This window comes from Streptomyces sp. NPDC052052 (genome assembly GCF_040680455.1).
Classification (GTDB): domain Bacteria; phylum Actinomycetota; class Actinomycetes; order Streptomycetales; family Streptomycetaceae; genus Streptomyces.
In genome coordinates this window covers 46,732-73,409 of the sequence record NZ_JBFAWU010000018.1, presented here as the reverse complement: position 1 = coordinate 73,409, position 26,678 = coordinate 46,732, and the positions used below count along the sequence as shown (strand labels likewise).

The window sequence follows — 26,678 nt, the reverse complement described above, 5'->3', positions numbered from 1 at the left end:
CGCGACTGACACGGGTCACGCATCCCTGTGCCGGATCGCCCACCGTCCTGCCAGCAGGGCAGCCACAGCCCATGCCGCCGCCACCGCGAGACCGCTCCACGGCCCGATGCCGCCCTGGGGACTCTGGTGGAGCACCAACTGCCCCGCCCGGTCGGGCAGATACCGGGCCGCACCACCCGCGACCTCCCCGATCACGAACGGAACGACCAGGACGAACGGGATCAGCAGTCCGAGCACGGCCGCGGCACTGCGCAGCAGTACCGTCAACCCGGCTGCGAACAGGGCCATCAGCGCCAGGTACATGCCCCCGCCGAACACTGCCCGCAGAGCTCCCGGATCCCGCAGACCGATCGCGTACTCGCCCATGAACATCTGGCCCACCAGAAGGGCGCTGAAGCTGGTGACAAGACCGACGACGAGTGCCGACACGCCGACGACCGCCATCTTGGCTCCGTAGAGGAGATCCCGGCGCGGCACGGCGGTCAACGATATCCGCAGGGCACCGCCGACGTATTCGGAAGAGATCGCGGTCGTCCCGAAGCAGATCGCCGCGATCTGACCGAAGTTCATTGCGTAGAAGGCGTTGAAGAGGAGATCGGCGCCTGGGTTGTCCGCCTCGGCGCGGCCGACGGTGGCGTTCACCAGCACGGTGACGGTCAGGGTCACGAGCAGGACCGCCGCCAGGGATCCGGCCACGGACCTCACCGATCTGACCTTGATCCACTCGGAGTGCAGTACAGCGGTGGTCGACAAGGTCAGGCCTCCTGGCAGTGGTCGGACGAGGGCGAGGCGGAAGCGAATTCCATGGCGCCGGCAGTGAGGTCGAGGTAGGCCTGCTCCAACGTGACCTGCTCGTCGACGAGTTCCAGGAGGGAAATGCCTTCGGCGGAAGCGAGTGCGCCGATCGCCCCGGCCTTCGCGCCCTCGACAGTCAGCCGGCCCTCGTCTCCACTCACAGGTTCAAACCCCTTGCGAATCAGCGCATCACTCAGCCGGTCGGAGTCTGTGGCAGGAACCCGCACCCGCACCCGGGGCCGACTGCGGGATTCCAGGAAATCCCGCATCGGCAGGTCGGCGAGGAGCCGTCCCCGGCCGAGGACCACGAGATGGTCTGCGAACGAAGAGGTCTCGTTCATCAGATGGCTGGAGACCAGGACCGTACGCCCCTCTCGGGCAAGCCGCTTCATCAGCTCGCGGATCCAGACGATCCCCTCCGGGTCCAGTCCGTTCGACGGTTCGTCCAGCATCACGACTTCCGGGTCGCCGAGCAGAGCGGCGGCTATGCCCAGCCGCTGCCGCATGCCGAGTGAGAATGTCTTGATGCGCGTCCCGCCCACTGCGGCCAGGCCCGTCTCCTCCAGGACTTCCCCGACTCTGCGTGCACCGATGCCATTGCTGACCGCGAGGGCCATCAAGTGATTCCGCGCGGTGCGTGAGCCGTGGGCGGCCTGGGCATCCAGTAGGGCGCCCACCCGGCGCAGCGGTTCGTCGAGCTCCGTATAGGGCCGCCCGCCGACCGTCGCCGTGCCGCCGGTGGGCCGGTCCAGGCCGAGAACGAGTCGCATGGTGGTGGACTTGCCCGCACCATTGGGGCCGAGAAAGCCGGTGACCCGGCCGGGGCGCACGCTGAACGTGAGGCCGTCCACCGCGCGGGTCCTGCCGTAGTCCTTGGTGAGCTCATGGACGTCGATGCTGGTCATGTCGTCAGCCTCGCCGTTGTTCCCGGTGCCCGGCCTCCCCCGGAGGTGGAGATCATCTCCCCCGCTCGGGGGAGCCGCTGGACGGGCGCGGACTGAGACGATGGCGAGCATGTTCCGCTTTCTCCGCCCGCTGGCTACGCATGCCACCTATACCCGTTGGTTGCATCTGCTCATCCCGTTGGGGGCTTGCAGCGTGTGGCTTTTCATCTCCCCGGACAGACCGTGGGCGCCCATGCTCTTCGCTGTGCCCGTGGGGTTGTTACCCGGAATGCGACTGGCCGAGGGTGTTCAGGCACGACTCCTGCTCACCCCAGAGGAGCGGGGCGACGCCGGCGCGGCAATTTCACCCACTGCTGCGGCAACCTGGGCCGACCGGTGGAGAACTGTGTTGTGGCTCGAGATACGCCTGCTGCTCACCGCCGTCGCGGGTTTCGCAACGGTGTGGCTGCCGGCGACCACGGTCGACCTGGTCCTCATGGCAACAGGCTCCGGTCCGAGCGGCGAATGGCTCGTCCGCGGAGTGGAACCGCACTGGTGGTACGCGCTGCTCGCACCTCTGCCTGTCCTGGTACTCCTGACCGTGGTCGTTGCCACCGGAGAGCTGGTCACTGCGACCGCTCGTCAGCTCCTCGGACCCTCACCGGTGCAGCGCTTGACGGCTCTGGAGGAGCGCACCGAGCAGCTGCTGGAACGCAATCGCATCGCAAGGGAACTGCATGACTCCATCGGGCACGCGTTGACGGTCGCGGTGGTCCAGGCAGGAGCGGCCCGGGCAGCTCACGACCCGGAGTTCACCGAACGGGCACTGACAGCGATCGAGGAGACCGGGAGGGACGCGCTCGACGATCTGGAGCGGGTTCTGCGCGTCCTGCGCGAATCGGGAGCACCGGTCGGACAGCAGCCGACCCTGGCGGAGGCGGACCGTCTCCTGGACTCCGCGCGCGGGTCGGGGGCGAAGATCGATGCGGACGTTTCAGGACCGCTGGAACGGATTCCGGGGGCGGTCTCCCGTGAGGGCTACCGCATCCTTCAGGAGGCCCTCACCAATGTGCTGCGCCATTGCGGGGCGGTTCCTGTCCAGGTGCGGATCGGCGTCACAGACGGACGGCTGGAGTTGGAGGTGACCAATCCGCTCAGTGGCACAAGGAGCAAGCCGGGCAGCGGAAGCGGGCTGCGGGGCATCCGGGAGCGGGCCGCGCTGCTGGGCGGAAGAGCCGAAACAGGTCCGGCCGGCGGGGAATGGAGAGTGCATGCGCGCCTTCCGTTGAACGGCCTCAGGGCTGTCCCGTAATCCCCGGTGGATGAGCGCGCGGCGTCAGATGCTGTGCATCGCAAGGCGAAGGATCGTCCTCATACCGGGTCGTGTTCGGATGAGCCCGACAACGCTGCGAGGTGTCATAGCTGTCGTCGGGCGCCCGCAGGGGGTGACGGGACAGCCCTTAGGCTGACCCGGTGCCGGTTACCGTTCTTCTGGTCGATGACGAACCTCTCGTACGTGCGGGCTTGCGCGCGGTTCTTGGGGCTCAGCCCGATATCGAGGTGGTGGGCGAGGCGAGTGATGGCGCAGCGGTGATCCCGTTGGTCCACCAGCTGCGCCCCGATGTCGTGGCCATGGATGTCAGGATGCCGTTGATGGACGGTATCGAGGCAACGCGGGTCGTGCTGCGGACCGTGCCGGAACCGCCCAAGATCCTTGTGGTCACCACCTTCGAGAACGACGAGTACGTGTACGAGGCACTGCGCGCCGGCGCGGACGGTTTTCTTCTCAAGCGCGCCCGGCCCGCCGAGATCGTGCACGCGGTGCGCCTGGTGGCCGAGGGCGAGTCGTTGCTGTTCCCGGCGGCGGTCCGGCAACTGGCCGCGGAGTACGGAACGAGCAAGGCACGGCAGGCCATGCACCGGGCATCGTTGACGGAGCGGGAGGCCGAGGTCCTCCGGCTGATGGCCCGTGGTCTGTCGAACGCGGAGATCGCCGCCAAGCTCGTGGTCGGTGTCGAGACGGTCAAGACCCATGTCAGTGCCGTGCTGGCCAAATTGGGCGCGCGGGACCGCACTCAGGCGGTGATCGCAGCGTACGAGTCCGGTTTCGTCACCCCGAGCTGAGGGCCGATGCCTCCCGGCATCCCTTCCGGCCCGCGGTCGCCCCGTGCCCGGACACCGAGTAGCATCCGCCTGACATGCGCACGAGCTGGGAGGACACACCGTGGGTCGGCTGACCGGTGGGGACCCGTCGCTGCTGCGTCGGATCAATTCCGCGGTGGTGCTGCACGCCCTTCGGGGTGCCGGCTCCCCCACTCTCACGGACCTGACCCGGATCACGGGTCTGTCCCGGCCGACGGTCGAGGGGGTGGTGGAGGGGCTCTTCGAGGCCGGGATGGTCGTGGAGTCGGTCCCTGACGAGAGCGGGACCCGACGCCAGGGGCGGCCGGCCCGCCGGTTCCGGTTCCGCGCCGAGGCAGGGCATCTGCTGGGCATCGAGATCGGCCCGCACCGCGTCTCCGCACTGCTGTCCGGGCTGGACGGCCGGATCATCGGGGCAGGCTCACGCGAGGTGTCGGAGACGGCCTGCGCCGACGACCGTCTCGACAGGGTCAGGGCCGTGGTCGCCGATGTCCTGCGGCGGACCGGCGTCGCCCGAAGCAGTTTGCGCGCGGTCGGGGTCGGCAGCCCGGGCATCGTGGAGGCCGACGGGACCGTACGACTGGGCACCGCCCTGCCGGGCTGGACGGGCCTGGCACTGGGAGAGCGGCTCAGGCGCTCCTTCCGCTGCCCCGTCCTCGTGGAGAACGACGCCAACACCGCGGCAGTCGCGGAGCACTGGAAGGGGTCGGCCACCGAGTCCGACGACATCGTGTTCGTCCTGGCCGGGCTGAGTCCGGGCGCGGGTTCGCTGATCGGCGGCCGCCTGCACCGCGGTTTCGGCGGGGCGGCCGGTGAGATCGGGGCGTTGCATCTCCTGGGCCGCGAGGCACGGCCGGAGAAGCTTCTGTCGACGACGGACACGCCGTTGGACCCGTTGGACGAACCCGCCGTGGCTGCCGTGTTCGCCGAGGCACGGCAGGGTGATGTCCGGGCCCAGGCAGCGGTCGAACGATTCATCCAGCGCCTGGTGCATGACGTGGCGGCACTGGTGCTGGCGCTCGATCCGGAGCTGGTGGTGATCGGCGGCTGGGCCGCGGGCCTGGACGGCGTGCTGGACCCGCTCCGCCGTGAACTGGAGCGCTACTGTCTTCGGCCGCCCCGGGTCGCACTGTCGATGCTCGGCGAAGCGGCCGTGGCCACGGGCGCCCTGCGGCTGGCTCTCGACCATGTCGAGGAGCAACTGTTCGCAGTGGAAGGGACGGTGACGGCCCGCCGTTGAGCGCGACGGGCCGTACCGGGGCGGCGGCCGACGAGGCCGTCCGTGCTCAGGACGCCTGGCGTTCCTGCCCGTGGTGGCTGATCTCCAGGTCGCCCGAGTTGCCGAAGGTGAGCCGGCAGGTGTCGGCCCGGTAGGTGGCGACGGAGAGCGCCGCGGTGCCGCCCGCGACGAGATAGCGGGTGGTGACGACCAGAACGGGGGCTCCGGGGAGGCGATCGAGCTCCTTGGCGTCGTCCGCACGCGCCGAGCCGAGCTCCACGGAGCGGTCCTGGCCGTCGAGGCCGAGGCGGTGCAGTTCACGCAGGACGCTGCGGGCCCGGGCGGGCCCGGACGGGGCTTCGATCGCGGAGAGTGCGGACACCGACGACGAGGGGACGTACAGCAGTTCCGCCGCGACCGGCTGTCCGTGGGTGACCCGGATACGGCGGACGATGTGCACCGGCTCGTCGCCATCGACGTCGAGTGCGGCCGCCACGGATGCCGGGGCTGCGGCGCTGGTGCAGTCCACGGGCTCCCATGCCTCGCCGACACCACCGTCGGACCAGTCCCGCTGCGCGGTGGAGACGGCGACCCCGACGCGCGGCGGGGCGACGGTGGTCCCGACGCCGCGGCGTCGTTGCAGCCTGCCTTCGAGTTCGAGCTGTTCCAGAGCCTGTCGGAGCGTGGCTCGGGCGACTCCGAACCGGGCAGCGAGCTCACGCTCGTTCGGCAGGATCTCGCCCACCGCGAAGTCCGAGTCGAGCGCCTCACTGAGCACGGTCTTGAGGTGCCAGTACTTCGGCTCCTGCACCGATTCCAGATGCGTGGTCCCCACCCTGTCCTCCGCAATCGCCCAGCGGCTTTTCCGCGACGTTATTTATTAAAGGTTCTTTTCTTAACGTGGAGACCATAGGGCGGGACGCACCCTTGGTCAAGACCAATCCTTCACCGGTCACGCAGCGAGACGCGGATCTGCCACAGAGCGTTCACAGGACGTTCGTGGCGCCGTGAACCACGCGAAGCACAAAACCCCACGGGCTAGCGGACCTTGGGGCGGGAGTGGAGCGTTCGAGGAGTTCCCGGACAGACTGAAGGCGCCCCTCGGTGGTTACGGACGGTTCCGGTGACCGGGAGTTCGGCGAGTTCGGCCACCGTCCAGCCAGGCCTGCGAACTTGTCGGGTCGTGCACGACCCGCACGCCTGGATCAGCCCGTCTCAGCCGTCCACCGGGAAGACCGTCCCGGGCTTCGTCCCGGCGAGCACCAGCAGACCCGGTGCACCGTTGCCCCCCAGGAACCGGATGCCGAGGTCCGGGGCCCGGTTCCGCGTGACGGCGAAGAGGAACCGGCCGACCCTGTCGGCACTCTCGATGACCCGATCGCCTAAGGGGCGAATCAATCAAAATTACACACAGGGGACCAGATTCATACTTAACCCATGAGTCACAGAGCGTTCGTGGACAGGCAACAGCGCTCGGTCACAGTGGAGACATGACTGATCCGACATCCGCCAGGACCGCCCGCCGCTCCCACCACTGGCGGCGGGACCTGATCGAACTGGCCGCCCTGTTCACCGCGGTCGCGGTGGCAGACGCGATCGCCAACCTCATCGGCCACCAGCCGGACGGGCCCTATCTTCTGATCGCCTCGGCCGTGGCACTGGCCGTGACAGCCGCGTTCCACACCTGGTGGGCCCGTCGCCACGGGCATGCCCCGCCGCCGGCCGGACCGGAACCCGGTTCCGACGCCGACGGCGTGCCCTCGTCGCCCCCCATCGACGCCATGACCGCTCTGGTAACTGTTCCCACCGCCGCAGGTCCGGCCCCCTCCCCCGAGGACACGGTGCTGTGGCGGATGCGCGCCACCGTTCGGGACATGCCGGGCAGTCTGGCCGCGCTGTGCATCGCGCTGGCCCGCCTCCGGGTCGACATCCTCACTCTTCAGACGCATCCGCTGGCCCAGGGCACGGTCGACGAGTTCCTGCTCCGCGCCCCCGCCCCGCTCCCGGCGCAGCAGCTGAGCCGGGCGGTCTCCGCCGCCGGGGGCAGCTCCCTCTGGATCGAGCGGGCCGATGCACACGACCTGGTGGACGCCCCCACCCGCATCCTGGGTCTTGCCACGCGCACGGCCCTGGACGCCGCCGAACTCCCCCTCGCCCTGCGTCAACTACTGGGCCGCTGCACCATCCACTCGCTGCCCGCCTTCTCGATCACCGGCCGCGCAACCGGTGAGACCGCACCCGTCGAGGGCGTGCTGGAGGACAGCGTGATGCGGCTGCGCGACCCGTCCGGAGGGGTCATCACCATCGAACGGCCCTACCTTCCGTTCACGCCGACCGAGTTCGCCCGGGCCCGGGCCCTGGTGGAACTCGATGCCCGCCTCGGCCCCCGTGTGCCGCGCGGTGCGCAGGTACTCACTCTTCCCGAGGGCAGGGCGATCACCGTGCGCCGCGCGGACCGCAGCGACCTCGAAGCGGCCCGCGCCATGCACGACCGCTGCTCCGAGCAGACGCTGCGGCTGCGGTACCACGGTCCGGTCCGTGATGCCGACCGGTACCTCGACCACCTGCTGAGCCCCCGCTTCGGCCGCACCCTGGCCGTGCAGACGGAATCGGGCCGGCTGGTCGCCCTGGGCCACCTCCTCTGGGACGGCGACGAGACCGAGGTCGCTCTCCTCGTCGAGGACGCCTGGCAGCGGCGCGGCATCGGTTCCGAACTCCTCCGCCGTCTGGTGGGGCTTGCCGTCGAGACAGGCTGCGAGAGCGTCTACGCCGTCACCCAGGCGTCCAACACCGGCATGGTCGCGGCCATGCGTGCGCTGTCCCTGCCGCTCGACTACCAGGTCGAGGAGGGCACGCTCGTCATCACCGCCCGACTGGACGCGACTCCGGTTCGTTCACTCCCCCCGTACGAGCAGGCCGGCCGCTGACACCCTGGTCGCCGGCCGTCGGACGGCCGGCGCCGTAGGGGCGGTTCTGCGTGCGGCCGTCGGCCTCCTGCGCGCTGAGCGCCTGACACAGGTCCGCCCACAGGTCCTCGACGTCCTCCAGACCGACGGACATCCTCAGCAACCGGTCGCCGACGCCGGCCGCCCGCCGGTCACCCTCGTCCACGATGCGGTGGCTGATGGAGGCCGGATGCTGGATCAGCGTGTCCACGCTGCCGAGACTGACCGCGGGCGTGATGAGCCGTACGGCCGAGATCACCCGGTGCGGGTCCCCGTACACCTCGAACGAGACCATGGCACCGCCGAGTTGCGGGTAGTGGACCCGGGCGATGCGTGGATCGGCGGTCAGCCTGCGGGACAGTTCGGCGGCGCTCGCTGAGGCCGCCCGCAGCCGCACCGGGAGTGTGGCGAGGCCGCGGAGCAGCAGATATCCCGCCATGGGGTGGAGCACCCCACCGGTGGCGAAGCGCACCTGGCGCAGCCGGGCGGCGAACTCCTCGTCGCAGGCGACGACCCCGCCCATCACGTCTCCGTGTCCGCCCAGGTACTTCGTGGCGCTGTGCAGCACGATCCGTGCGCCGTGCTCGACGGGACGCTGGAGGACCGGCGTGGCGAAGGTGTTGTCGACGAGCAGCGGAACGGATCCGCAGGAGTGCGCGATCGCCCGGATGTCCACCTCGGCGAGCGTCGGATTGGCGGGCGTCTCCACCATCACCAGACCGGTGTCCGGACGGATGGCCTCCGCGATGCCTGCCGGGTCGGTCCAGGTCACTTCGGTTCCGAGCAGACCGGCCCCGAGGAGGTGGTCGCTGCAGCCGTAGAGCGGGCGGACGGCGACCACATGACGCAGCCCCATGCCCGCCCGGGCCAGCAGGACAGCGGTGAGTGCGGCCATTCCGCTCGCGAACGACACAGCGCTCTGGGTGCCTTCGAGCCGGGCGAGGGCGGTCTCGAAGCGGGCCGTCGTCGAGTTGTCCAACCGTGCGTACACGGGCGGTCCTTCGAGTCTGGCACCGGTGGCGGCGAAGGTGTCGATCCGCTCCGCTTCGGCCCTGGAGTCGTACGAGGGGTACGTGGTGGACAGGTCGATCGGCGGGGCGTGCAGGCCCAGGGCCGCGAGATCGTCGCGGCCCGCGTGCACGGCTTCGGTGGCCAGCGCCCTGGCACGGGTTGTCGTCGAGGGCGCCATCGAGGCTTCGGTGTCCATGACGTCACTCTGAACAAGCGCCGGGTCTCAGCGCGGTGTCTCCGTGCTACGTTCGGCAGATGGCCGAATCAGTCGTTCTCGACCCGGTGGATCTGCACATTCTGCGACTGCTGCAGAACGATTCCCGGACCACCTACCGCGAGCTGGCCACCGAGGTCGGGGTCGCGCCGTCGACCTGTCTGGACCGGGTGGCCAGACTGCGCCGCTCAGGAGTCGTCCTGGGCCACCGACTGCGTCTGGACCCGGCGAAGCTCGGTCGCGGCCTGGAAGCGCTCCTGTCCGTACAGGTCCGTCCGCACCGCAGGGAGCTCATCGGCCCGTTCGTCGAACGCATCAGGGCACTGCCCGAGTCCCGGGCGCTCTTCCATCTGACCGGGCCCGACGACTACCTCGTCCATGTCGCGGTCACCGACACCGCGGATCTGCAACGCCTGGTACTGGACGAGTTCACCTCACGGCGCGAAGTGGCCAGGGTCGAGACCCGGCTGATCTTCCAGCAGTGGGAGTGCGGACCGCTGCTGCCGCCCACCGCAGGATCGCCCGGATAAGTCCTCCCTGACCAGAGAAAGATGACGCGGAGGTCCCCGCCGTACGAGTATGTCCGCATGTCAGACAATCTCAGCAGCATGCTGCCCCGTCAGGTCGCCGACGCCTACGTCGACGCGTTCATCGCACTCGACCCGATCGCGGGCACCTACCTCGGTGTCGCGGAGAGCTCGCGCCGCCTTCCGGATTTCTCCCCCGCCGGGCAGGAAGCCCTGGCCGAACTTGCCCGCACCACCCTGGCGAAGCTCGATGCTGCCGAGCAACTGCCCGGCGCGGACAGCGATGCCGAGCGCCGCTGCGGCCGGCTGCTGCGCGAGCGGCTCACAGCGGAACTCGCCGTCCATGAGGCCGACGAGGGCCTGCGCACGGTCTCCAACCTCGCCTCCCCGGCACACAGCATCCGTGAGGTGTTCACGGTGACGCCGACCGAGACCGACGCCGACTGGGCGGCCGTCGTGGACAGGCTCGGTGCGGTACCGGCGGCGCTGGAGGGGTACCGCGAGTCACTCGCGCTCGGCCTGGACCGGAAGCTGTACGGCGGCCCGCGCGCCACCGCCACCTTCATCGACCAGCTCACCGAATGGGCCGGTGACGGCGGGACGGGATTCTTCCAGGACTTCGCGGCCGCCGGCCCGGAGTCCCTGCGGACCGAACTGGACGAGAGCGCCCGCCGTGCCACGGAGACGGTCACCGCGCTGCGCGACTGGATGCGCGAGGTGTACGCCCCCGCGGTCGAGAACGCGCCGGACACGGTCGGCCGTGAGCGGTACGCGCGCTGGTCGCGCTACTTCAACGGCACCGACCTGGATCTCGACGAGGCATACGCGTACGGCTGGGCCGAGTACCACCGGCTGCTCGCCGAGATGAGGACCGAGGCGGAGAAGGTGCTGCCGGGTTCCGGTCCGTGGGAGGCCCTGGCCCATCTCGATGTGCACGGCACGCACATCGAGGGGGTCGACGAGGTCCAGGCGTGGCTGCAGGGCCTGATGGACGAGGCGATCGACGCACTCGACGGTACGCATTTCGAACTCGCCGAGCGTGTACGGAAGGTGGAGTCCCGGATCGCCCCGCCCGGCGGCGCCGCGGCTCCCTACTACACGGGCCCGTCCGAGGACTTCTCACGTCCCGGCCGCACCTGGCTGCCCACCATGGGCGAGACCCGCTTCCCGGTGTACGACCTGGTCTCCACCTGGTACCACGAGGGAGTCCCGGGCCATCACCTGCAACTCGCGCAGTGGACCCATGTCGCCGACAGCCTCTCCCGCTACCAGGCGTCGATCGGCATCGTCAGCGCCAACGCCGAGGGCTGGGCGCTTTACGCGGAGCGGCTCATGGACGAGCTGGGTTTCCTGACCGATGCCGAGCGCCGTCTCGGCTATCTGGACGCTCAGATGATGCGGGCATGCCGGGTGATCGTGGACATCGGCATGCACGCGGAGATGGAGATTCCGGCGGACTCCCCGTTCCACCCCGGTGAGCGGTGGACGCCTGAGCTGGCCCAGGAGTTCTTCGGCAACCACAGCGGCCGTCCGGCCGACTTCGTGGAGAGCGAACTCACCCGCTACCTCTCGATGCCCGGCCAGGCCATCGGCTACAAGCTGGGCGAACGCGCCTGGCTGCTCGGCCGGGAGAACGCCCGCAAGGCACACGGCGACGCGTTCGACGCCAAGGCCTGGCACATGGCCGCCCTGTCGCAGGGACCCCTCGGACTCGACGACCTGGTGGAAGAGCTGTCCAAGCTCTGAGCTCCTTCTCACCGCCCCTCCCTCCTCCTGCTTGCGGACCTGCGCGGAACACGTCAGCGGCAGGAGGAGGAGGCGTTCGTCCGGCCGCTCAGGTCAGCAACCGCACGCTCCGTCGGCGACCGGCGCGGTGAGCGGGTCGGCACCGGGCCGCTCACGCCCTTCCCGGGTCTCGAACTCGAAGCCCTCACGCGCCCAGTACTCGAATCCGCCGAGCATCTCCTTGACCCGGAAGCCGAGTTCCGCGAGGGCCAGAGCGGCGCGCGCCGCGCCGTTGCAACCGGGGCCCCAGCAGTAGGTGACCACGGGGACGGCCGGGTCGAGGAGGTTCGCCGCCTGCTCGCGGATGAGGGCGGTCGGCAGGTGGACCGCGCCGGGGACATGGCCCTGGTCCCAGGATGCGGTGGAGCGCGAGTCGAGGAGCACGAAGCCGGGGTCGCCCTCGGCCGCGAGCGCTGCGGCGACATCGGAGACGTCGGTGTGGAAGGCGAGCGACGCGCCGAAGTAGGCGGCTGCCGCGGCCGGGGAGGCCGGCGGGACGCGGAGGACGGGGCCGGTCGTGATGGGCTGCGATGTCATGCCAGAAAGCTACGACCGGCATCCCCTGGCCGGGAAGGCGAGATCCCCGGCACCATTCTTGACCTGCCGGGGAATCCGCTGTTGTCTCGCGTCATGACCGACTATTCCCCGGACGCCACGGACTGGCGGATCCTCGATGTCCTGCAGAGCGATGGGCGCGCGACGTTCGCCGAGTTGGCGCGGGCGGTGGCGATGTCCCCCAGCGCCGTGACCGAGCGGGTGCGCAGGCTGGAGGAGGCCGGAGTGATCAGCGGATACACCGCGGTGGTCGACCCGGAGCGGCTCGGACTGCCGATTCTCGCCCTCATTCGGCTGCGCTATCCGAACGGCCATTACAAGCCGTTCCACGATCTGCTCGATACGACCCCCGAGGTCGTGGAGGCCCACCATGTCACCGGCGACGACTGTTTCGTGCTGAAGGTCACGGCCCGCTCCATGAGTCATCTGGAGGAGATCGCGGGGCGGATCGGCGCCCTCGGCTCCGTGACCACGAGCGTCGTCTACTCCTCGCCGCTCCCCCGGCGCGCCATCAGCCGCTGACCTCGCCGACGCTCCGGTGCCGTACCACCGATCCGTGCCGCTCCTTGATCACTTCGAGTTGTGCGGGGATGCGCCGGCGCAGATCGGCGACATGGCTGACGATGCCGACGCTGCGGTCCCGCTCGCGCAGCGAGTCCAGTACGTCGAGCACCTCGTCGAGCGTCTGGTCGTCCAGGCTGCCGAACCCCTCGTCGATGAAGAGGGTGTCCAGCCGTACGCCGCCGGCCTCGTCGGTGACGACATCGGCCAGCCCGAGTGCCAGGGCGAGCGAGGCGAAGAACGTCTCGCCGCCGGAGAGTGTCGCCGTGTCGCGTTCCCGGCCGGTCCATGCGTCGACGACGTGCAGACCGAGGCCCGATCTGCGGCCTCCGGTGCGGGCATCGGAGTGGACCAGGGTGTAGCGGCCGGACGACATGCGCTGCAACCGTGCGGTGGCGGCGGCTGCGACCTGTTCGAGCCGGGCGGCGAGGACGTACGACTCCAGGCGCATCTTGCGCTCGTTGTCCGCGGAGGTGCCCGCGGTCAGCCCTGCCAGCCGCGCCACCCGGTCGTACTCCTCGCGCAGCGGGCCCAGCAGGTGCACCTCCTGCGTGGCGCCGCGGGACAGCCGGTCCAGTTCGGCGCAGCGCTCCCGCGCGGCGGACAGGCCGGCGGAGGCCTCCCGCACCTGCCTCTCGGCCGTGTCGTGCACGGCCCGGGCGGCATCCACCGCGGCCCGCGGGCCTTCGGCCGCTGCCCGGGTCGCGGTTTCGGCGAGCCGGTCGGCGACGGCGGCCGCCTCCGCCTGCCAGGCGTCGACGAGACGCTGGAGCTCGCGCTGTTCGGCGCCGGTGAGAAGCGACGCGGCCGCGTCCTGCGGGGTGTCGAACCCTGCCCGGAACGCGGCGTCCGAGAGCCGGCCGTCGGCCTCCTTGCGGCGCTGAGCCGCGGCCTCCTCCCCCCGTACCGCCTCGGCGGCAGCGGCGAGCAGCCCGGCCCGGCGCTCCAGCAGCGCGGCCCGCTCGGCAACACTGCCGGTGTCGCCGCGGGCGACCGCCAGCTCCGCTTCCAGCGCGGTCTGTTCCCGGTCCAGGCCCTCCCTCAGCGAACCTCGGGCCGCGGCCCGGCGCTCGGCCAGCTGCCTGCTCTCCAGGCGCTCCGTCTGTTCCCGATCGGCGGCAGCGAGGGCCTCCCGTGCCGCGTGCATACCCGCCGCGGTCAGATGCTCCTCGGCATGCATGCGGGTCAACCGGTCGACGAGTGCGCCGAGTTCGGCGACGGTGGGATCGACAACGGTGGGATCGGCGACGGTCCCGGCCTCCGGCGCGTGGCGGGCGCCGTGCCCGGAGCCGGCCGGATCGGTGCCCTTCGGGTCGGCGGCCACGGCCCCGGTCCTCGGCGCCGACACGGCCGGGCGGGCGGCGTCGGCGCCGTCCCTCGGCTGCGGTACGGCCAACTGCGCGGCGGCACGTGCCGCCCCGTGCTCCGCGCGCACGACCCCGAGCTCCCGGTCCGCCACGGTGCGCGCCTCCTCGGCCTGCCGGTACGCGTCGAGCGCCCTCTCCTCGGTGGCACGGTCGACGTACCCGTCGGCCGCGTGTGCGGGCCTGGGGTGGTCGGCCGAGCCGCACACCTTGCACGCCTCGCCGTCCACCAGCTCCGCCGCCAGTTCCGCGGCGATGTCGCGCAGTCGTCGTTCGCGAAGCCCCAGCCACGACTCGTGGGCGTCGGAGGCCAGCTCACGGGCCTCGGCCAGTCGCTCGGTGGCGGTCGATACCCGGTCGGCCAGTGCGTCTCGGCGACGGGCCGCTTCCAGCCGGGCGCGAGCCGGCGCCAGCCGGCCGGCGAGCTGTTCGGCGCGGGTAGCGGACTCCTGGGCCTGTTCGATGCGGGACAGCAGGTCATGGCGGGTCGATTCCCAGCCGGTCAGCCAGCTCTCGGCCTCCTGGATGAGTTCGTCGTCGGCATGCGCCTGACGCTCCAGTCCGGCCCGTTCGGCGTCGATCTCGGCGCTGCGCCGCTCGGCGCGCTTCGCCGCCTCGAGCCCGCCGAGCTCCTGCCGGAGACTTCGTTCCAGATCCGCGAGGTGTTCGGCACCGGCGTCGGCCAGGGTGTCGGGCAGCAGCGCGCAGGCGCGGTCGCGGGTCTCGCGAGCCGCGTGGTACGCGCGCTCGGCATCGTCGCGCAGTTCCAGCGAGGGGGCTACGAGGTCCGCCTTCCGGGCCCTCGCGAGGCGTTCACGGCGCCGGTCGTGGTCGGGACGGTCGGCTTCGATCGCCGCGGCGCGACGCTGTGTCTCCTCGTGACGCTGCTGGAGCCCGGCACGTTCGCGCTCGCTGTCGAGGGCCAGGCGTGCGGCCGACTGCCGGTTCTCGGCCATCGCCAGTACGGACCCGGCGATGTCGAGCCGTTCCCGGGCGCTGCTGCGGGCCGTCGCGGCCCACGCCAGCACACCGTCGGCGAGTCCCGGTTCACCGGGCTGGAGTGCGGGGAGCGACGCCTCGCCGGAGGCCGGCCCGGCGGCCTGGGCGATCCGCTGCGCGAGGGCGAGAACGCGTTCGTCCCCGGCCCTCACCCGGGTCTCGGCCGTACGGCGCAGCTCGGCCAGGCGCTCCTCGACGGCGGCGAACCTGCGGGTGTCGAAGAGCCGACCGAGCAGTTTGCCTCGTGCCTCGGCATCGGCGCGCAGGAAACGGGCGAAGTCCCCCTGCGGCAGGAGCACCACCTGGCAGAACTGGTCCCGGCTCATCCCGATGAGCTGGGTGAGCTCCTCACCGATCTCCTGGTGCGAGCGGCTGAGCGGCTGCCAGCCGGTTTCGGGGTCGTACTCCCGCAGCAGGCTCTGGGCCTTCTCCGTCGTGAAGCCGTCACCCTTCTTCTTGGGGCGGGGCTGAGCGGGACGCCGGGTGACTTCGAGGCGCCGCCCGCCGACGGTCAGTTCCAGCGTGACCTCGGTGGGGAGGTCCGCCGACGCGTGGTCGCTCCGCAGCGACGTACCCGGATTCTGGCGAGCACCGGGCACCGAGCCGTACAGGGCATAACAGACGGCGTCGAGGACCGAGGTCTTCCCTGCGCCGGTCGGCCCGTGCAGCAGGAAGAGACCTGCCGACGACAGCGCGTCGAAGTCGATGTCCTGGGTGGCGCCGAACGGCCCGAAGGCGGTCAGGCCGAGCCGGTGGAGTCTCAACGGTTCACCTCACGGACTCCGTCGTCCACCCGCACATGGTCGAAGGCGCCGCGCAGCACCGATCGCTCCTGCTCGTCGACTGCGGACCCGCCCCGCACATGTGCCACGAAGTCCTCCGCGATCTGCTGGTCGTCGCGTCCCTGGAGGCGCTGTGCGTACGACATGGACCGGTCACCGGGAACCGGGTCGGGTTCGAAGACGAGACTGACCGTGTGCGGGAACCGCTCGACGAGACGGGCCATGGGCTCGGCCGGACGCACCGGGTCGGTGAGGGTGGCCTCCACCCAGGATTCCCGGTGCTGCTCCAGCGCGGGGTCGTCGAGGAGGCTGTCGAGGCGGCCCCGGAGCCGCGCCAGCGGTCGGGGCACCGGGCAGTCGACCCGCTCGGCGGTGACCGATCCCGAGGCGTCGAGGTCGATGAGCCACATCGTCTTGCGGTGCGCGGCCTCGGAGAAGGAGTACGCCAGCGGGGAGCCCGAGTAACGGACCCGGTCGGTGACGGTCTGACAGCCGTGCAGATGTCCGAGCGCCACGTAGTCGACACCGTCGAAGACCCCGGCGGGCACGGCCGACACCCCGCCGACGCTGATGTCGCGCTCGCTGTCGCTGGGCTCGCCACCCGCGACGAATGCGTGGGCGAGCACCACGGACCTGGTGGTCCCGGGGCGGCTCGCGAGGTCGGCACGCACCCGGTCCATGGCGGCCCCCAGCACCGCTCCGTGCCCGGCGCGCTGCGCCTGGAAGATGTCCTTCACCAGGGCCGGCTCCAGGTAGGGCAGCCCGTAGAACGCCACGTCGCCGTGGGCGTCCTGCAGCACGACCGGGGTGGCGCTGTGGGCGGGGTCGGTACGCAGATGGATTCCGGCCCGCTCGATCAGACCTGCACCGACCCCGAGCCTGCGTGCCGAGTCATGGTTCCCGGAGATCATCACGGTGGGCACCCCCGCCGCGGCCAGCCGGTGCAGTGCGTCGTCGAAGAGCTCGACCGCGGACAGCGGCGGAACAGCCCTGTCGTACACGTCACCTGCGACGAGGACCACGTCCACCTCGTGGTCACGCACCGTCGCCAGCAGGTGGTCGAGGTACGCGGCCTGGGCCTCGAGCAGGGAGACGCGGTGGAAGGACCGGCCCAGGTGCCAGTCCGATGTGTGCAGCATTCTCAAGAGCCGGCTCCGACCTGCATGGTTCTCTTCCTCCGCCCCCGGGGCACGGAACCCCCGCGCACCGCGATCACACCGGGCCGACAGAACGCCGCGCCGTCCGCACCGGCCACGAGCGCACCGGTGAGCCCCTGTTTCCTCACCGCCCACAGTCTCCCATCACCGTCCGCCCCCGCCGGGCCCGTCGGCCGGCAGGCCGGTCCGTGTTCCGGCGAAGCTCCGCTCCGCCTGCCGGCCCGCCACCTGTAACCGTTCAGGCGTCCCCGTACGCCTCGCCGCCCAGCTCCAGCCGGGCCTCGCCCGCCGTCACGTCGGCCAGCCAGCCGCGGAACGACTCGACGTCGGCGTCGGGCAGCCCGATCTCGATGACAACAGCCTCCGCATACCGGACGTCACGAACATCACGCCCCGTGGCCCGGAGGTCGTTCTCCAGCTTCCCCGCGCGCTGATGGCCGACGGTGATCGTGGCGAGACGGAACCGTTGCCGGGTGAGGGTGCCGAGCTCGTCCAGGGTCTCCCCGACCACTCCCCCGTACGCCCTGATCAGTCCGCCGGCACCGAGCTTGACACCCCCGTAGTAACGGGTGACGACGGCGACGACGTACCGCATCTCCCGACGCGTCAGCATCTGCAGCATGGGGACGCCCGCGGTGCCGCCGGGCTCGCCGTCGTCGCCGGCCTTCTGTACGGAGGCATCGGCGCCGATCACATAGGCGAAGCAGTTGTGGGTGGCGGTCGGATGTTCCCTGCGGACGCGTGCGAGGAAGTCCTGCGCCTCCTGCTCGGTGGCGGCGGGCGCGATCGCGCAGATGAAGCGCGACCGGTTGATCTCGGTCTCGTGCACGCCCGCTCGGGCGACTGTGCGGTACTGCTCCTGCATTCGCCCACCCTATGCCCCGGCCGGGAATGCCTGGGAGGACCTGCGGGTTGCCCCTGTCATGTACGCAGACGAAGAGACGATCCGCAGGATTCTCCTGGACACCGGGGAGACCTGGGCGGTGGTGGGCCTGTCCGGCAATCGGTCGCGCGCGGCCTACCGCGTCGCCGAGGTGCTCCAGCGCTTCGGCAAGCGCGTGGTCCCGGTGCACCCGAAGGCGGAACGGGTCCATGGTGAGGACGGGTACGCCTCACTGTCCGACATCCCCTTCCCGGTCGACGTGGTGGACGTCTTCGTCAACAGTGAGGTGGCGGGCGCGGTGGCCGACGACGCGGTGGCGGTGGGCGCGAAGGCGGTCTGGTTCCAGCTCGGCGTGGTGGACCCCGGGGCGTACGACCGCACACGGGCGGCCGGTCTCGACATGATCATGGACCGCTGCCCGGCGATCGAGATTCCGGCTCTGCGCCCCTAGCCACCGCACACCTGTCTCCCGCCCCTGTGCGCCCCGCGCCCCGTTCCACACACCGCGTGCGGCTGGAAGAATGACCGGCCGTGATCCCTACGACTGCGCCATCCGTCTGTCACAGCCGGACAGAGCTGGCCGGGCACCTGTCCGAGCTGGGCGTGGAGCGCAACGGCGTCCTCCTGGTGCATGCGTCGATGCGCGCGGTGGGACCGGTGAGCGGCGGGGCCGGGACGGTGGTCGCCGCGTTGCGCGATGCCCTCGGCGGGCACGGCACGCTGGTCGTCCCGGCCTTCACGCCGGAGAACTCCGACACCTCCCCCCAGTACCGCGACCGGGTCCGCGACCTCTCCGACCACGACCGGGAGGCGGTCCGGGCGAGCATGCCGCCGTTCGACCCCGCCACCACGGCCGCCCCGTCGATGGGGCGGCTCGCGGAGGCCGTACGACTGGCCCCGGGAGCGGCACGGAGCAACCACCCGCAGACCTCGTTCGCCGCGCTCGGTCCCCTGGCCGATGAGCTGGTCGCCCACCACCACGCCTCCTGTCATCTCGGCGAGGACTCGCCGCTCGCTCTTCTCTACAAGGTCCGAGCCCACGTGCTGCTGCTGGGAACCGGCTTCGACTCCTGCACCGCGTTCCACCTCGGTGAGTACCGCGTCCCCGCACCACCACGCCGCACCTACCGGTGCGTGGTGACCACCAGGGGCCGACGCCACTGGTGGGAGTACGAGGACGTGGCCCTGGACGACAGCGACTTCGCCGTGCTCGGCGCGGAGTTCGCGCGCGCGGACGACGGCGCGGCGGTCCGCTCCGGCCCGGTGGGCTCGGCGACCGCCCGGCTCTTCGCCTTCACCGACGCGGTGGACTTCGCGGCCCGTCGGCTTCCCTCGCTGCGCAAGGAGCGGGCCTGAGGGTCTGACCGGCTGTCCCGATGCTCCACCCTCCTGACGACGCGGCTGCCGCGGCTCGTTGCGCGATGCGCGCAGCACCGACAGCGCCCCGCGACGGCCGGCCGTCTCACCGCACGGACGGAATGGAGACAACCATGGTGGCCTCGGCCGGTTCGGAGCCGTCGTTGCGGTAGGAGTGCGGGTGATGCGCCTCGAACGTCGCGGATCCTCCCGCAGACACGGAGTACGCGGTTCCGTCGACAACGAGGGTGAGCTCGCCCGCGGTCACATGAATCAGTTCGATCGCACCCTCGGGGTGCGGGTCGGAGCTTCTGCTGTCACCCGGCATCAGACGCCAGGACCAGAGTTCGAGCGGCCCCCCGGCCTCCGCACCGACGAGCATCGTGGCGGAACCGCCCGCCTCCGTGGACCACATGCGCACCGCCTGGCTCTCGGGCACCAGCCGGACCGGCGAGCTCTGCTCGTAGTCGAGCAGCGTGGTGATGCTGACTCCCAGGGCGTCGGCAAGCTTGACCGTGGTGCCGACGCTCGGGTTGGTGCGGGCCTGCTCGATCTGGATGATCATGCCTCGGCTGACCCCGGCACGGGCTGCGAGTGCGTCCAGAGTGAAGCCGCGCTCACCTCGCCAGCGCTTGAGATTACGCGCGAGCGACTGGGTGAGCTGATCGAGGTCAGACACATTCCGTCCAATATCATGGATGACAAAGTCGAAAATACTGCACTACGGTGTGGTGCACCCAACCGTCCATCGCACTGTACTGCGAGGCCCCACATGACAGCGCTGTTCGCGCTGGCCACCAGCCTGCTCTGGGGGCTGGCCGACTTCGGCGGCGGGCTGCTCACCCGGCGTACGCCCGCACTCACCGTGGTCGTCGTCTCGCAGACGGCCGCCGCCGCGGTGCTGGGCGCCCTCGTGATCGCCACCGGCGGCTGGAACCAGGCGGGCTCCCAGCTCTGGTTCGCCATCGCGGCGGGAGCCGTCGGGCCGATCGCGATGCTGTGCTTCTACAAGGCTCTGGCGCTCGGCCCGATGGGCGTCGTGTCGCCGCTCGGGTCGCTGGGTGTCGCCGTGCCGGTGAGCATCGGGATCGTCGTAGGGGAACGCCCCGGGATGCCGCAGGTCGCGGGGATCGTCGTCGCCGTGGCAGGCATCGTGCTGGCCGGTGGTCCGCAGCTGCGTGGGGCACCGGTGCAGCGCCGGGCGGTACTGCTGACCCTGGTGGCCGCGATCGGCTTCGGGTCGGTGATGTCCCTGATCGCGGAGGCGTCCACGACGGTGACCGGGCTGTTCCTCGCACTGTTCGTCCAACGGCTGACGAACATCGCGGTGGGCGGCGGCGCTCTGTACGCATCGGTACGGCGTGGCGCACGCGCACTGCCGGAGGAGGGCGGGTCCGCCGTGGTGCGGGCCGCACTGCCGGCCCTGCTGTGCGTCGGGCTCGCCGACGTCGCGGCCAACGGCACGTACGCGATCGCCGCACAGCACGGCCCCGTGACCGTGGCTGCGGTGCTCGCCTCGCTCTATCCGGTGGTCACGGCCCTGGCCGCACGCGGCGTTCTCAAGGAACGGCTGCGCGGGGTGCAGGCGGCCGGTGCGGGTCTCGCCCTGGTGGGCACGGTGCTGCTGGCAAGCGGCTGAGGCAGCTCGTCCACCGCGCTCAGTCGCCGGACGGGCCCTGGGCCTCGCCCGGTTCCGCCAGGGCCAGGAGCTGCTCCGGCGTGACACCCGACGGAATCGGAACGGGAGCGGGGGTACGCAGCGGCGGCTGCCAGCCCTTCTCCGGATCCCAGTGGCGCACGATGCGGGCCGGAGCACCGGCCACCACTGCGTGGTCGGGCACCTCGCCCCGCACCACCGCGCCCGCCGCGACCACCACATTGCGCCCGAGAACGGCTCCGGGCAGGATCACCGCTCCGGTGCCTATCCAGCAGCCCGGACCGATGGAGACCGGTTCCATACGGGGCCACTGTCTGCCGACCGGCTCGTCCGGATCGTCGTAACTGTGGTTCGTGGACGTGATGTAGACGTACGGTCCGCAGTACGTGTCCGAGCCGATGGCGACCCTGGTGTCGGCGACGACGTGACTGCCGCGGCCGAGCACCACTCCGTCCCCCAGGGTCAGGATCGGCTCGGGTCCCAGGTCCAGATCCGGCATGAGCCCGGCTGTCAGCGTCACCTGCTCGCCTATCACGCAGTGCGCGCCCAGTTCGATCCACGGCTCCCCGAAGACGGTTCCCTGGGGGAAGGCCAGCCGGGTACCGGGACCGATCCGGGCGAACCGCAGCCGACCGGGATGCTCCGCCGTGACCGCGCCCGACTCCTGCACCCAGCGCCAGCCCCGGTGGACGGCCCGCGACAGGGCGCGCCGCCGCCATGCGGCAAGGGAGGAGAACGCGTTCTTGTTCGTGGGCACCCGCTCACGGTAGTCGGCGGTGTCCGGCCCGACGCCCGCGAAAACCTGTGATGTTCACCCCACTCGGCCACGCCTGTCCGCCCGTCGCATACCGTTCCTCCGACCCGATCGGACAGCGGCGAGCGCACTGCCGCGATCGGGTGACCGCGAAGGCGCGACACCTGGTACGGAGGAATGGGCGATGGCAGAAAAGGCGTTGATCACCCAAGTCGGCGGCAGGGAGCCGGACATCGACGCGGATGCCTTCACCGCACCCACGTCGGTCGTGGTCGGCGAGGTCACGATGGCCGCAGGTTCCAGCGTCTGGTACCACGCCGTGCTGCGCGCCGACTGCGCTGCCGTCACCATCGGAGCCGACAGCAACATCCAGGACAACTGCACGGTTCACGCCGACCCCGGATTCCCCGTCACGGTCGGCGAGCGGGTCTCGGTCGGGCACAACGCCGTACTCCACGGCTGCACCGTCGAGGACGACGTACTGGTCGGCATGGGGGCCACCGTCCTCAACGGCGCCCTGATCGGCGCCGGTTCGCTGATCGCGGCTCAGGCGCTGGTCCCGCAGGGAATGCAGGTGCCTGCGGGCTCACTCGTCGCCGGCGTTCCCGCCAAGGTCAGGCGCCCGCTGACCGAGAAGGAGCTGGAAGGCATCACGTCCAACGCGGTGGGCTATGTGGAGCTCGCCAAGGCTCACCGCCAGGCGCACGAGAGCTGACGCGGACCGCCTCGGAACCGAAGCGACCGGCGGGCGGTGCAGGACAGTTCCCCTACCCGCACCGCCCGCCGGTCGCACACGGTGTCACGAGGGGTCAGTCCGCCACCGGCAGGGTCGCCGCGTCGGGTGCGCCGACCAGCGCTCCCTGGGGCGTCGCCTTCCTGGCCCGGCTCTTCAGCACCAGCATCGAAGTCACCCCGAGCAGTACCGCGGCCGCCAGGCCGAGGTAGGAGAACCGCTTGAGCCAGTCCTCGGCGACGATCCCCACCGAGTAGACGACGGCCGTGGTGCCGCCGGCCCAGACGATGCCGCCGAGCACATTGGCGATGAGGAACTTCCAGTACGGCATGTGCAGGACGCCGGCCAGGGGTCCGGCGAAGATCCGGAGCAGTGCGACGAAGCGGCCGAAGAACACCGCCCACACACCCCACTTCTGGAACGACCGTTCCGCCGTACCGATCTGGCTCTCGCCGAAGTGCTTGGGGAACTTCCCGCCGAGCCAGGCAAGAAGCGGACGCCCGCCCTTGCGGCCGATGGCGTATCCGATCGAGTCACCGACGACCGCACCCGCCGAGGCGCAGGCGCCGAGGATCCAGGGGTTGATGCCCTCGTGCCCGGCGGCCAGCAGAGCGGCGCTGACCAGGACGATCTCGCCCGGAAGCGGAATCCCCAGGCTTTCGAGCCCGATGACGACACCCACCAGGACGTACACGCTGACAGCGGGGACGTTCTCCAGCCATTCCTGGATGTGCAACGCCGGTTCCTCCCGTACTGATGTCCCATGGCCCGCCTCCAAACCCCCCGGCGCACCGCGGGAATGCTACCTGGGTCGCCATCGGCCGAACAGCGCGCAGAGCCCCCGCGCGTTCTCGGCCCCGGAAGCCCCCATGCCCCGTCGGCCGCTCCTCCACCGTCCGCTCACGGGGGCGGCGATGCGGACCGTCTCCCGCACCTCTATGGTTACTCGCCATGTGGCCAGGACAGCAGCCGCCCGGGGGCGAGCAGAACCCGCAGGACCAGAACCAGAACCCGTATCAGCAGCCGGGATACCAGCAGCCGAATCCCTACCAGCAGCCGGGATACCAGCAGCCCGGATATCCGCAGCAGGGGTATCCGCAGCAGGGCCAGCAGCCCGGGTACCCGCAGCAGGGCCAGCAGCCTGGTTACCCGCAGCAGGGCCAACAGCCTGGTTACCCGCAGCCGAACCCGTACCAGCAGCCCACCGTGCCGCAGTACGCGGTCCCCGGTCCGCCCGGTGCTCCGCAGCCCGGCGGCAACAAGAAGAAGACGACCGCCGTCGCGATCGTCGCGGCCACCGCCGTCGTCGTGGCTGCCGTGGTCACCGGCGTCGTCGTGATGAACAACAAGGACGACAACGGCAAGGACGTCGCCGACGGCAAGAACTCCTCGGCGCCCGCCACGCCGTCCGAGTCCTCGACCGAGGCCAACCCGCGCGGCACCGACGGAGACGCCAAGCCCCTGATCGCGGGCTGGAAGGTCGTCACCAACCCCAAGTGGGGCACGCAGTTCGACGTACCCGGGGACTGGGAGGTGGGCACTCCCGGCACCCTCTCGTACTTCGAGGACGAGAAGAAGGGTGACGGATCGCCCCTCATCGGATTCTCCGCCCCGTCGTACTTCCAGAAGAAGTGGTGTGTGGACGACTCCGACAAGGACGGCACCGAGGAGACCACGAGCCTCGCCAGTGCCGGCACCAGGGGCGCCTCGGCCGCCACCGACGCGGCCAAGAACGCCCACAGCGAGGCAGGCACCTGGGCCTGGGCCGCCTATGCGCAGCACATGCCGCAGAGCATCATCAAGTTCACCGAGGCGAAGCAGTACACCACCACGTCGGGCCTCACCGGCCAGGTCGTCACCGCCACCGCCCCGAATGTCACCAAGCGGAAGAAGTGCGACAGCGACGGCAAGACGATCGCCTTCACCTTCAAGAACAAGAAGGACGAGTTCGCGTCCTGGATCCTGTACGCGGCCGACAACGTCAAGGACGAACTCCCTGACGCGACCATCCAGAAGATCCTGAGCACCGTCCGGCTGGTGGACGTCGACTCGTCCTCCTGATCTCCTCCGCGGGCATGCGAAAAGGAGTTGGCAGGCCGGGGCCACGGCGGCGATAGTCCGTTGGTGACTGACACCCCCGTCTCGCCGGCGAACCTGCCCGGCCGCAACTACCGTCTGCTGACCGCCGCCGCGATCATCACGGGTCTCGGTACCCAGGGCGCACTGATCGCGGCGGCGTTCGCGGTTCTGCAGTCCGGCGGCGACGGCGGCGACATCGGTCTGGTGGCCGCCGCCAGGACGGCACCCCTGGTGCTCTTCCTCCTGATCGGCGGGGCGGTCGCGGATCGGCTGCCGCGGCACCGGGTGATGGTCGCGGCGAACACGCTCAACTGCCTCTCCCAGGCCGTCTTCGCCTGGCTGGTGCTGGCCGGTGATCCGCAGCTGTGGCAGATGATGCTGCTCACCGCCCTGTGCGGGACCGGCCAGGCGTTCTTCGGTCCGGCTGCCGAAGGCATGCTGTTGTCGAGCGTCGGCCGGGAGCAGGCGAGCCGCGCCTTCGCGCTCTTCCGGATGTCCACGCAGAGCGCCGTGATCGGCGGTGCGGCACTCGGGGGTGCCATGATCGCGGCGATGGACCCCGGCTGGGTGCTGGCCGTCGATGCCGCGGCCTTTGCGGTGGCGGGTGCGCTGCGTGCTTTCCTGGACGTCAGTCACATTCCGCCGCGCGCGCCCGGAGGCGGTCTGCTCGTCGATCTCCGGGAAGGCTGGCGGGATTTCATCGGCCGTCCGTGGCTGTGGAGCATCGTGGCGCAGTTCTCCGTGGTGGTCGCCGCGGCGGCGGCAGCCGAGTCGGTGTACGGACCGCTGGTCGCCCGGGACCATCTCGGCGGCGCCCGCCCCTGGGGCTTCGCGCTCGCCGCGTTCGGAGTCGGCACACTGGGCGGGGCACTCCTGATGACGCGGTGGAAGCCCCGGCGTCTGTTGCTGGCCGGGACGCTCTGCGTCTTCCCGCTCGCCCTGCCCTCGGCGGGACTCGCCGTTCCGTTGCCGGTGGCCGCGCTGTGCCTGGTGATGTTCGTCAGCGGCGTCGGCATCGAGGTGTTCGGGGTCTCGTGGATGACGGCCATGCATCAGGAGATCCCGGAGGAGAAGCTGTCCCGCCTCTCGGCGTACGACTGGTTCGGCTCGGTGGCGATGACGCCGGCCGCCACCGCGCTCGCCGGTCCGGTGGAGGCGATGGTCGGGCGCAGCACGGCCCTGTGGAGCTGCGCGGGGCTGATCGTCCTGGTCACCGGCGCGGTGCTGTTCGTACCCGAGGTCCGTACGCTCACCCGGGCCACGGTCGTCACCCGGCAGGTGCCGACCACGACGCACGAGCCGGTCTCAGCCGATGCCGAAGGCTCCGGCGGGCGGCTCGGGTGAGGCCACCGCCTCACCGTCCCTCACCGGCCGGGCGGCCTTGACGAGCCGGTCCAGTACGGGCCTCTGCTCCACCCTGGCGGGGAAGGCGTCGGCGGCGCAGCGGCGGGTCAACGTCACCGTGTCAATGGGGCTCCGGGACGCGACGAGGACGACATTGCCGAAGCGCCGGCCCCGTAGCACCGCCGGTTCGGCGATCAGGGCGAGTTCCTCGAAGACCGCTGCGAAGGTGGCCAGTTGGGATCCGAGGAAGCCGAAGGGTGCGCCGTCCGCGAGATTGGCGGCGTAGATCCCGTCGACGCGCAGGGCCCGGCGCGCAGCCTGGGCATACTCGACGGTCGTGAGGTGGGCGGGCACCCGCGAACCGCCGAAGACGTCCGCGATCAGGACGTCGACCGAGCCGGGCGGGGTCTGTTCCAGCCGGCTGCGGGCGTCGGTGCCGTGCACGGTGATTCCGCTGCCGTCCGGGAGGGGCAGGTGTTCGGCGACGAGGGCGAGGAGCCCGAGGTCGGCCTCGGCGACGTCCTGGTGGGAGCCCGGCCTGGTCGCGGCGACGTAACGGGGCAGGGTGAGTGCGCCGCCGCCGAGGTGGAGAACGTCCAGGGGCGCGCCCGGTGCCGCGGCGGCGTCCAGGACATGGGCGAGCCGTCGCGCGTACTCGAATTCGAGGTGCTCGGGTGCGTCGAGGTCCACGTACGACTGGGGCGCGCCGTCGACCGTGAGCAGCCAGGCCCTGTTCCGGTCCACGTCGGGAAGGAGTCTCGCGGTGCCATGGTCCACGTCCCGGATGACGGGTATCGGCTCGTTCACTCCCCCATTGTGAGGTGCCGGATCACCTGCTCACGACCGGGGTGACGGCTTCGGCGGGCGCAGCCGCATCGGAGAGGCCGTTGCGAAGTCCGTTCCTGCGGACCGTATGTGACGCTGCGACGACC

At 70.8% G+C, this 26,678-nt stretch carries 26 protein-coding genes; 13 read left to right on the top strand and 13 right to left on the bottom strand.

Features of this window, described 5'->3' with window-relative positions; genetic code table 11:
- Positions 1 to 15: 15 nt before the first annotated feature.
- Both AB0L71_RS22000 and AB0L71_RS21995 read right to left on the bottom strand, forming a co-directional pair.
- Positions 16 to 759, bottom strand: a complete 744-nt coding sequence (locus AB0L71_RS22000) for an ABC transporter permease (protein WP_365245724.1) — start codon at positions 757 to 759, stop codon at positions 16 to 18.
- The gene (locus AB0L71_RS21995) at positions 756 to 1,700 is read right to left on the bottom strand and encodes an ATP-binding cassette domain-containing protein (RefSeq protein WP_365245497.1); all 945 of its coding nucleotides are present in this window, start codon (positions 1,698 to 1,700) and stop codon (positions 756 to 758) included. The genes AB0L71_RS22000 and AB0L71_RS21995 overlap by 4 nt, the downstream gene beginning before the upstream one ends.
- Before the next feature lie 109 nt (positions 1,701 to 1,809).
- On the opposite strand from AB0L71_RS21995, the gene AB0L71_RS21990 reads away from it, so the two are divergent.
- The 3 genes from AB0L71_RS21990 (at position 1,810) to AB0L71_RS21980 (ending at position 5,061) form a co-directional block, all read left to right on the top strand.
- Positions 1,810 to 2,991, top strand: a complete 1,182-nt coding sequence (locus AB0L71_RS21990; RefSeq protein WP_365245494.1) for a histidine kinase — start codon at positions 1,810 to 1,812, stop codon at positions 2,989 to 2,991.
- Between the two features lie 161 nt (positions 2,992 to 3,152).
- Entirely contained in the window at positions 3,153 to 3,803 is a 651-nt protein-coding gene (locus AB0L71_RS21985) for a response regulator transcription factor (protein WP_365245491.1), read from the top strand.
- A 100-nt stretch (positions 3,804 to 3,903) separates the two neighbouring features.
- A complete protein-coding gene (locus AB0L71_RS21980) occupies positions 3,904 to 5,061 on the top strand; it encodes an ROK family protein (RefSeq protein ID WP_365245489.1) in 1,158 nt (385 codons plus the stop codon).
- Positions 5,062 to 5,107: 46 nt separating this feature from the next.
- Here AB0L71_RS21980 and AB0L71_RS21975 read toward each other — a convergent pair whose 3' ends face one another.
- Positions 5,108 to 5,875: a GntR family transcriptional regulator gene (locus AB0L71_RS21975; protein ID WP_365245486.1), complete on the bottom strand. Its 768-nt coding sequence runs from the start codon at positions 5,873 to 5,875 to the stop codon at positions 5,108 to 5,110.
- 380 nt (positions 5,876 to 6,255) lie between these two features.
- Positions 6,256 to 6,438: a hypothetical protein gene (locus AB0L71_RS21970; protein ID WP_365245483.1), complete on the bottom strand. Its 183-nt coding sequence runs from the start codon at positions 6,436 to 6,438 to the stop codon at positions 6,256 to 6,258.
- Positions 6,439 to 6,530: 92 nt separating this feature from the next.
- Here AB0L71_RS21970 and AB0L71_RS21965 point away from each other — a divergent pair, with 92 nt between their 5' ends.
- Entirely contained in the window at positions 6,531 to 7,967 is a 1,437-nt protein-coding gene (locus tag AB0L71_RS21965; protein WP_365245480.1) for a GNAT family N-acetyltransferase, read from the top strand.
- On the opposite strand, the gene AB0L71_RS21960 is transcribed toward AB0L71_RS21965, so the two are convergent.
- A complete protein-coding gene (locus AB0L71_RS21960; protein WP_365245477.1) occupies positions 7,903 to 9,192 on the bottom strand; it encodes a PLP-dependent transferase in 1,290 nt (429 codons plus the stop codon). The genes AB0L71_RS21965 and AB0L71_RS21960 overlap by 65 nt on opposite strands.
- A gap of 59 nt (positions 9,193 to 9,251) precedes the next feature.
- On the opposite strand from AB0L71_RS21960, the gene AB0L71_RS21955 reads away from it, so the two are divergent.
- A complete protein-coding gene (locus AB0L71_RS21955) occupies positions 9,252 to 9,740 on the top strand; it encodes an Lrp/AsnC family transcriptional regulator (RefSeq protein WP_365245474.1) in 489 nt (162 codons plus the stop codon).
- Positions 9,741 to 9,797: 57 nt separating this feature from the next.
- A complete protein-coding gene (locus tag AB0L71_RS21950; RefSeq protein ID WP_365245471.1) occupies positions 9,798 to 11,483 on the top strand; it encodes a DUF885 domain-containing protein in 1,686 nt (561 codons plus the stop codon).
- Positions 11,484 to 11,576: 93 nt separating this feature from the next.
- On the opposite strand, the gene AB0L71_RS21945 is transcribed toward AB0L71_RS21950, so the two are convergent.
- Complete coding sequence (locus AB0L71_RS21945) at positions 11,577 to 12,059, bottom strand: rhodanese-like domain-containing protein (protein WP_365245468.1); 483 nt, start codon at positions 12,057 to 12,059, stop codon at positions 11,577 to 11,579.
- 93 nt (positions 12,060 to 12,152) lie between these two features.
- On the opposite strand from AB0L71_RS21945, the gene AB0L71_RS21940 reads away from it, so the two are divergent.
- A complete protein-coding gene (locus tag AB0L71_RS21940) occupies positions 12,153 to 12,599 on the top strand; it encodes an Lrp/AsnC family transcriptional regulator (RefSeq protein ID WP_365245465.1) in 447 nt (148 codons plus the stop codon).
- On the opposite strand, the gene AB0L71_RS21935 is transcribed toward AB0L71_RS21940, so the two are convergent.
- The 3 genes from AB0L71_RS21935 to AB0L71_RS21925 all read right to left on the bottom strand — a co-directional run bounded on the left by AB0L71_RS21935 (position 12,589) and on the right by AB0L71_RS21925 (position 17,805).
- Positions 12,589 to 15,765, bottom strand: coding sequence for an SMC family ATPase (locus tag AB0L71_RS21935; RefSeq protein WP_365245462.1), 3,177 nt, complete (start codon positions 15,763 to 15,765; stop codon positions 12,589 to 12,591). The genes AB0L71_RS21940 and AB0L71_RS21935 overlap by 11 nt on opposite strands.
- Positions 15,762 to 16,928 (bottom strand): exonuclease SbcCD subunit D, encoded by a 1,167-nt coding sequence (locus AB0L71_RS21930; RefSeq protein WP_365245459.1) that lies wholly within the window; start codon positions 16,926 to 16,928, stop codon positions 15,762 to 15,764. The genes AB0L71_RS21935 and AB0L71_RS21930 overlap by 4 nt, the downstream gene beginning before the upstream one ends.
- Positions 16,929 to 17,178: 250 nt before the next feature.
- The gene (locus AB0L71_RS21925; protein WP_365245456.1) at positions 17,179 to 17,805 is read right to left on the bottom strand and encodes a YigZ family protein; all 627 of its coding nucleotides are present in this window, start codon (positions 17,803 to 17,805) and stop codon (positions 17,179 to 17,181) included.
- A 58-nt stretch (positions 17,806 to 17,863) separates the two neighbouring features.
- Between AB0L71_RS21925 and AB0L71_RS21920 the strand changes: the two genes are divergently transcribed.
- Positions 17,864 to 18,274, top strand: a complete 411-nt coding sequence (locus tag AB0L71_RS21920) for a CoA-binding protein (RefSeq protein WP_365245453.1) — start codon at positions 17,864 to 17,866, stop codon at positions 18,272 to 18,274.
- Between the two features lie 83 nt (positions 18,275 to 18,357).
- Positions 18,358 to 19,179, top strand: coding sequence for an AAC(3) family N-acetyltransferase (locus tag AB0L71_RS21915; protein ID WP_365245721.1), 822 nt, complete (start codon positions 18,358 to 18,360; stop codon positions 19,177 to 19,179).
- A gap of 106 nt (positions 19,180 to 19,285) precedes the next feature.
- On the opposite strand, the gene AB0L71_RS21910 is transcribed toward AB0L71_RS21915, so the two are convergent.
- On the bottom strand, positions 19,286 to 19,858 hold the full coding sequence (locus AB0L71_RS21910; RefSeq protein ID WP_365245450.1) for an XRE family transcriptional regulator: 573 nt from the start codon (positions 19,856 to 19,858) through the stop codon (positions 19,286 to 19,288).
- A 93-nt stretch (positions 19,859 to 19,951) separates the two neighbouring features.
- On the opposite strand from AB0L71_RS21910, the gene AB0L71_RS21905 reads away from it, so the two are divergent.
- Positions 19,952 to 20,818, top strand: coding sequence for a DMT family transporter (locus tag AB0L71_RS21905; protein WP_365245447.1), 867 nt, complete (start codon positions 19,952 to 19,954; stop codon positions 20,816 to 20,818).
- A gap of 19 nt (positions 20,819 to 20,837) precedes the next feature.
- Here the strand turns inward: AB0L71_RS21905 and AB0L71_RS21900 are convergent, their stop codons facing one another.
- On the bottom strand, positions 20,838 to 21,593 hold the full coding sequence (locus AB0L71_RS21900; protein ID WP_365245444.1) for an acyltransferase: 756 nt from the start codon (positions 21,591 to 21,593) through the stop codon (positions 20,838 to 20,840).
- A 181-nt stretch (positions 21,594 to 21,774) separates the two neighbouring features.
- Between AB0L71_RS21900 and AB0L71_RS21895 the strand changes: the two genes are divergently transcribed.
- Positions 21,775 to 22,305 (top strand): gamma carbonic anhydrase family protein, encoded by a 531-nt coding sequence (locus AB0L71_RS21895; protein ID WP_365245441.1) that lies wholly within the window; start codon positions 21,775 to 21,777, stop codon positions 22,303 to 22,305.
- A 94-nt stretch (positions 22,306 to 22,399) separates the two neighbouring features.
- On the opposite strand, the gene AB0L71_RS21890 is transcribed toward AB0L71_RS21895, so the two are convergent.
- A complete protein-coding gene (locus AB0L71_RS21890) occupies positions 22,400 to 23,059 on the bottom strand; it encodes a DedA family protein (RefSeq protein WP_365245438.1) in 660 nt (219 codons plus the stop codon).
- Positions 23,060 to 23,274: 215 nt separating this feature from the next.
- Here AB0L71_RS21890 and AB0L71_RS21885 point away from each other — a divergent pair, with 215 nt between their 5' ends.
- Both AB0L71_RS21885 and AB0L71_RS21880 read left to right on the top strand, forming a co-directional pair.
- Positions 23,275 to 24,384 (top strand): hypothetical protein, encoded by a 1,110-nt coding sequence (locus tag AB0L71_RS21885; RefSeq protein WP_365245435.1) that lies wholly within the window; start codon positions 23,275 to 23,277, stop codon positions 24,382 to 24,384.
- A 63-nt stretch (positions 24,385 to 24,447) separates the two neighbouring features.
- Positions 24,448 to 25,746, top strand: a complete 1,299-nt coding sequence (locus tag AB0L71_RS21880) for an MFS transporter (protein WP_365245432.1) — start codon at positions 24,448 to 24,450, stop codon at positions 25,744 to 25,746.
- Here AB0L71_RS21880 and AB0L71_RS21875 read toward each other — a convergent pair.
- A complete protein-coding gene (locus AB0L71_RS21875; protein WP_365245429.1) occupies positions 25,708 to 26,553 on the bottom strand; it encodes a fused MFS/spermidine synthase in 846 nt (281 codons plus the stop codon). The two genes, AB0L71_RS21880 and AB0L71_RS21875, sit on opposite strands and share 39 nt — an antisense overlap.
- Positions 26,554 to 26,678 lie beyond the last annotated feature (125 nt).

What these genes read in the sequence shown, in the direction of transcription:
- AB0L71_RS21995 (WP_365245497.1), bottom strand. Translation starts at nt 1,700, where the DNA reads ATGACCAGCATCGACGTCCATGAGCTCACCAAGGACTACGGCAGGACC.
- AB0L71_RS21990 (WP_365245494.1), top strand. Translation starts at nt 1,810, where the DNA reads ATGTTCCGCTTTCTCCGCCCGCTGGCTACGCATGCCACCTATACCCGT.
- AB0L71_RS21965 (WP_365245480.1), top strand. Translation starts at nt 6,531, where the DNA reads ATGACTGATCCGACATCCGCCAGGACCGCCCGCCGCTCCCACCACTGG.
- AB0L71_RS21960 (WP_365245477.1), bottom strand. Translation starts at nt 9,192, where the DNA reads ATGGACACCGAAGCCTCGATGGCGCCCTCGACGACAACCCGTGCCAGG.
- AB0L71_RS21955 (WP_365245474.1), top strand. Translation starts at nt 9,252, where the DNA reads ATGGCCGAATCAGTCGTTCTCGACCCGGTGGATCTGCACATTCTGCGA.
- AB0L71_RS21950 (WP_365245471.1), top strand. Translation starts at nt 9,798, where the DNA reads ATGTCAGACAATCTCAGCAGCATGCTGCCCCGTCAGGTCGCCGACGCC.
- AB0L71_RS21945 (WP_365245468.1), bottom strand. Translation starts at nt 12,059, where the DNA reads ATGACATCGCAGCCCATCACGACCGGCCCCGTCCTCCGCGTCCCGCCG.
- AB0L71_RS21940 (WP_365245465.1), top strand. Translation starts at nt 12,153, where the DNA reads ATGACCGACTATTCCCCGGACGCCACGGACTGGCGGATCCTCGATGTC.
- AB0L71_RS21925 (WP_365245456.1), bottom strand. Translation starts at nt 17,805, where the DNA reads ATGCAGGAGCAGTACCGCACAGTCGCCCGAGCGGGCGTGCACGAGACC.
- AB0L71_RS21920 (WP_365245453.1), top strand. Translation starts at nt 17,864, where the DNA reads ATGTACGCAGACGAAGAGACGATCCGCAGGATTCTCCTGGACACCGGG.
- AB0L71_RS21905 (WP_365245447.1), top strand. Translation starts at nt 19,952, where the DNA reads ATGACAGCGCTGTTCGCGCTGGCCACCAGCCTGCTCTGGGGGCTGGCC.
- AB0L71_RS21895 (WP_365245441.1), top strand. Translation starts at nt 21,775, where the DNA reads ATGGCAGAAAAGGCGTTGATCACCCAAGTCGGCGGCAGGGAGCCGGAC.
- AB0L71_RS21885 (WP_365245435.1), top strand. Translation starts at nt 23,275, where the DNA reads ATGTGGCCAGGACAGCAGCCGCCCGGGGGCGAGCAGAACCCGCAGGAC.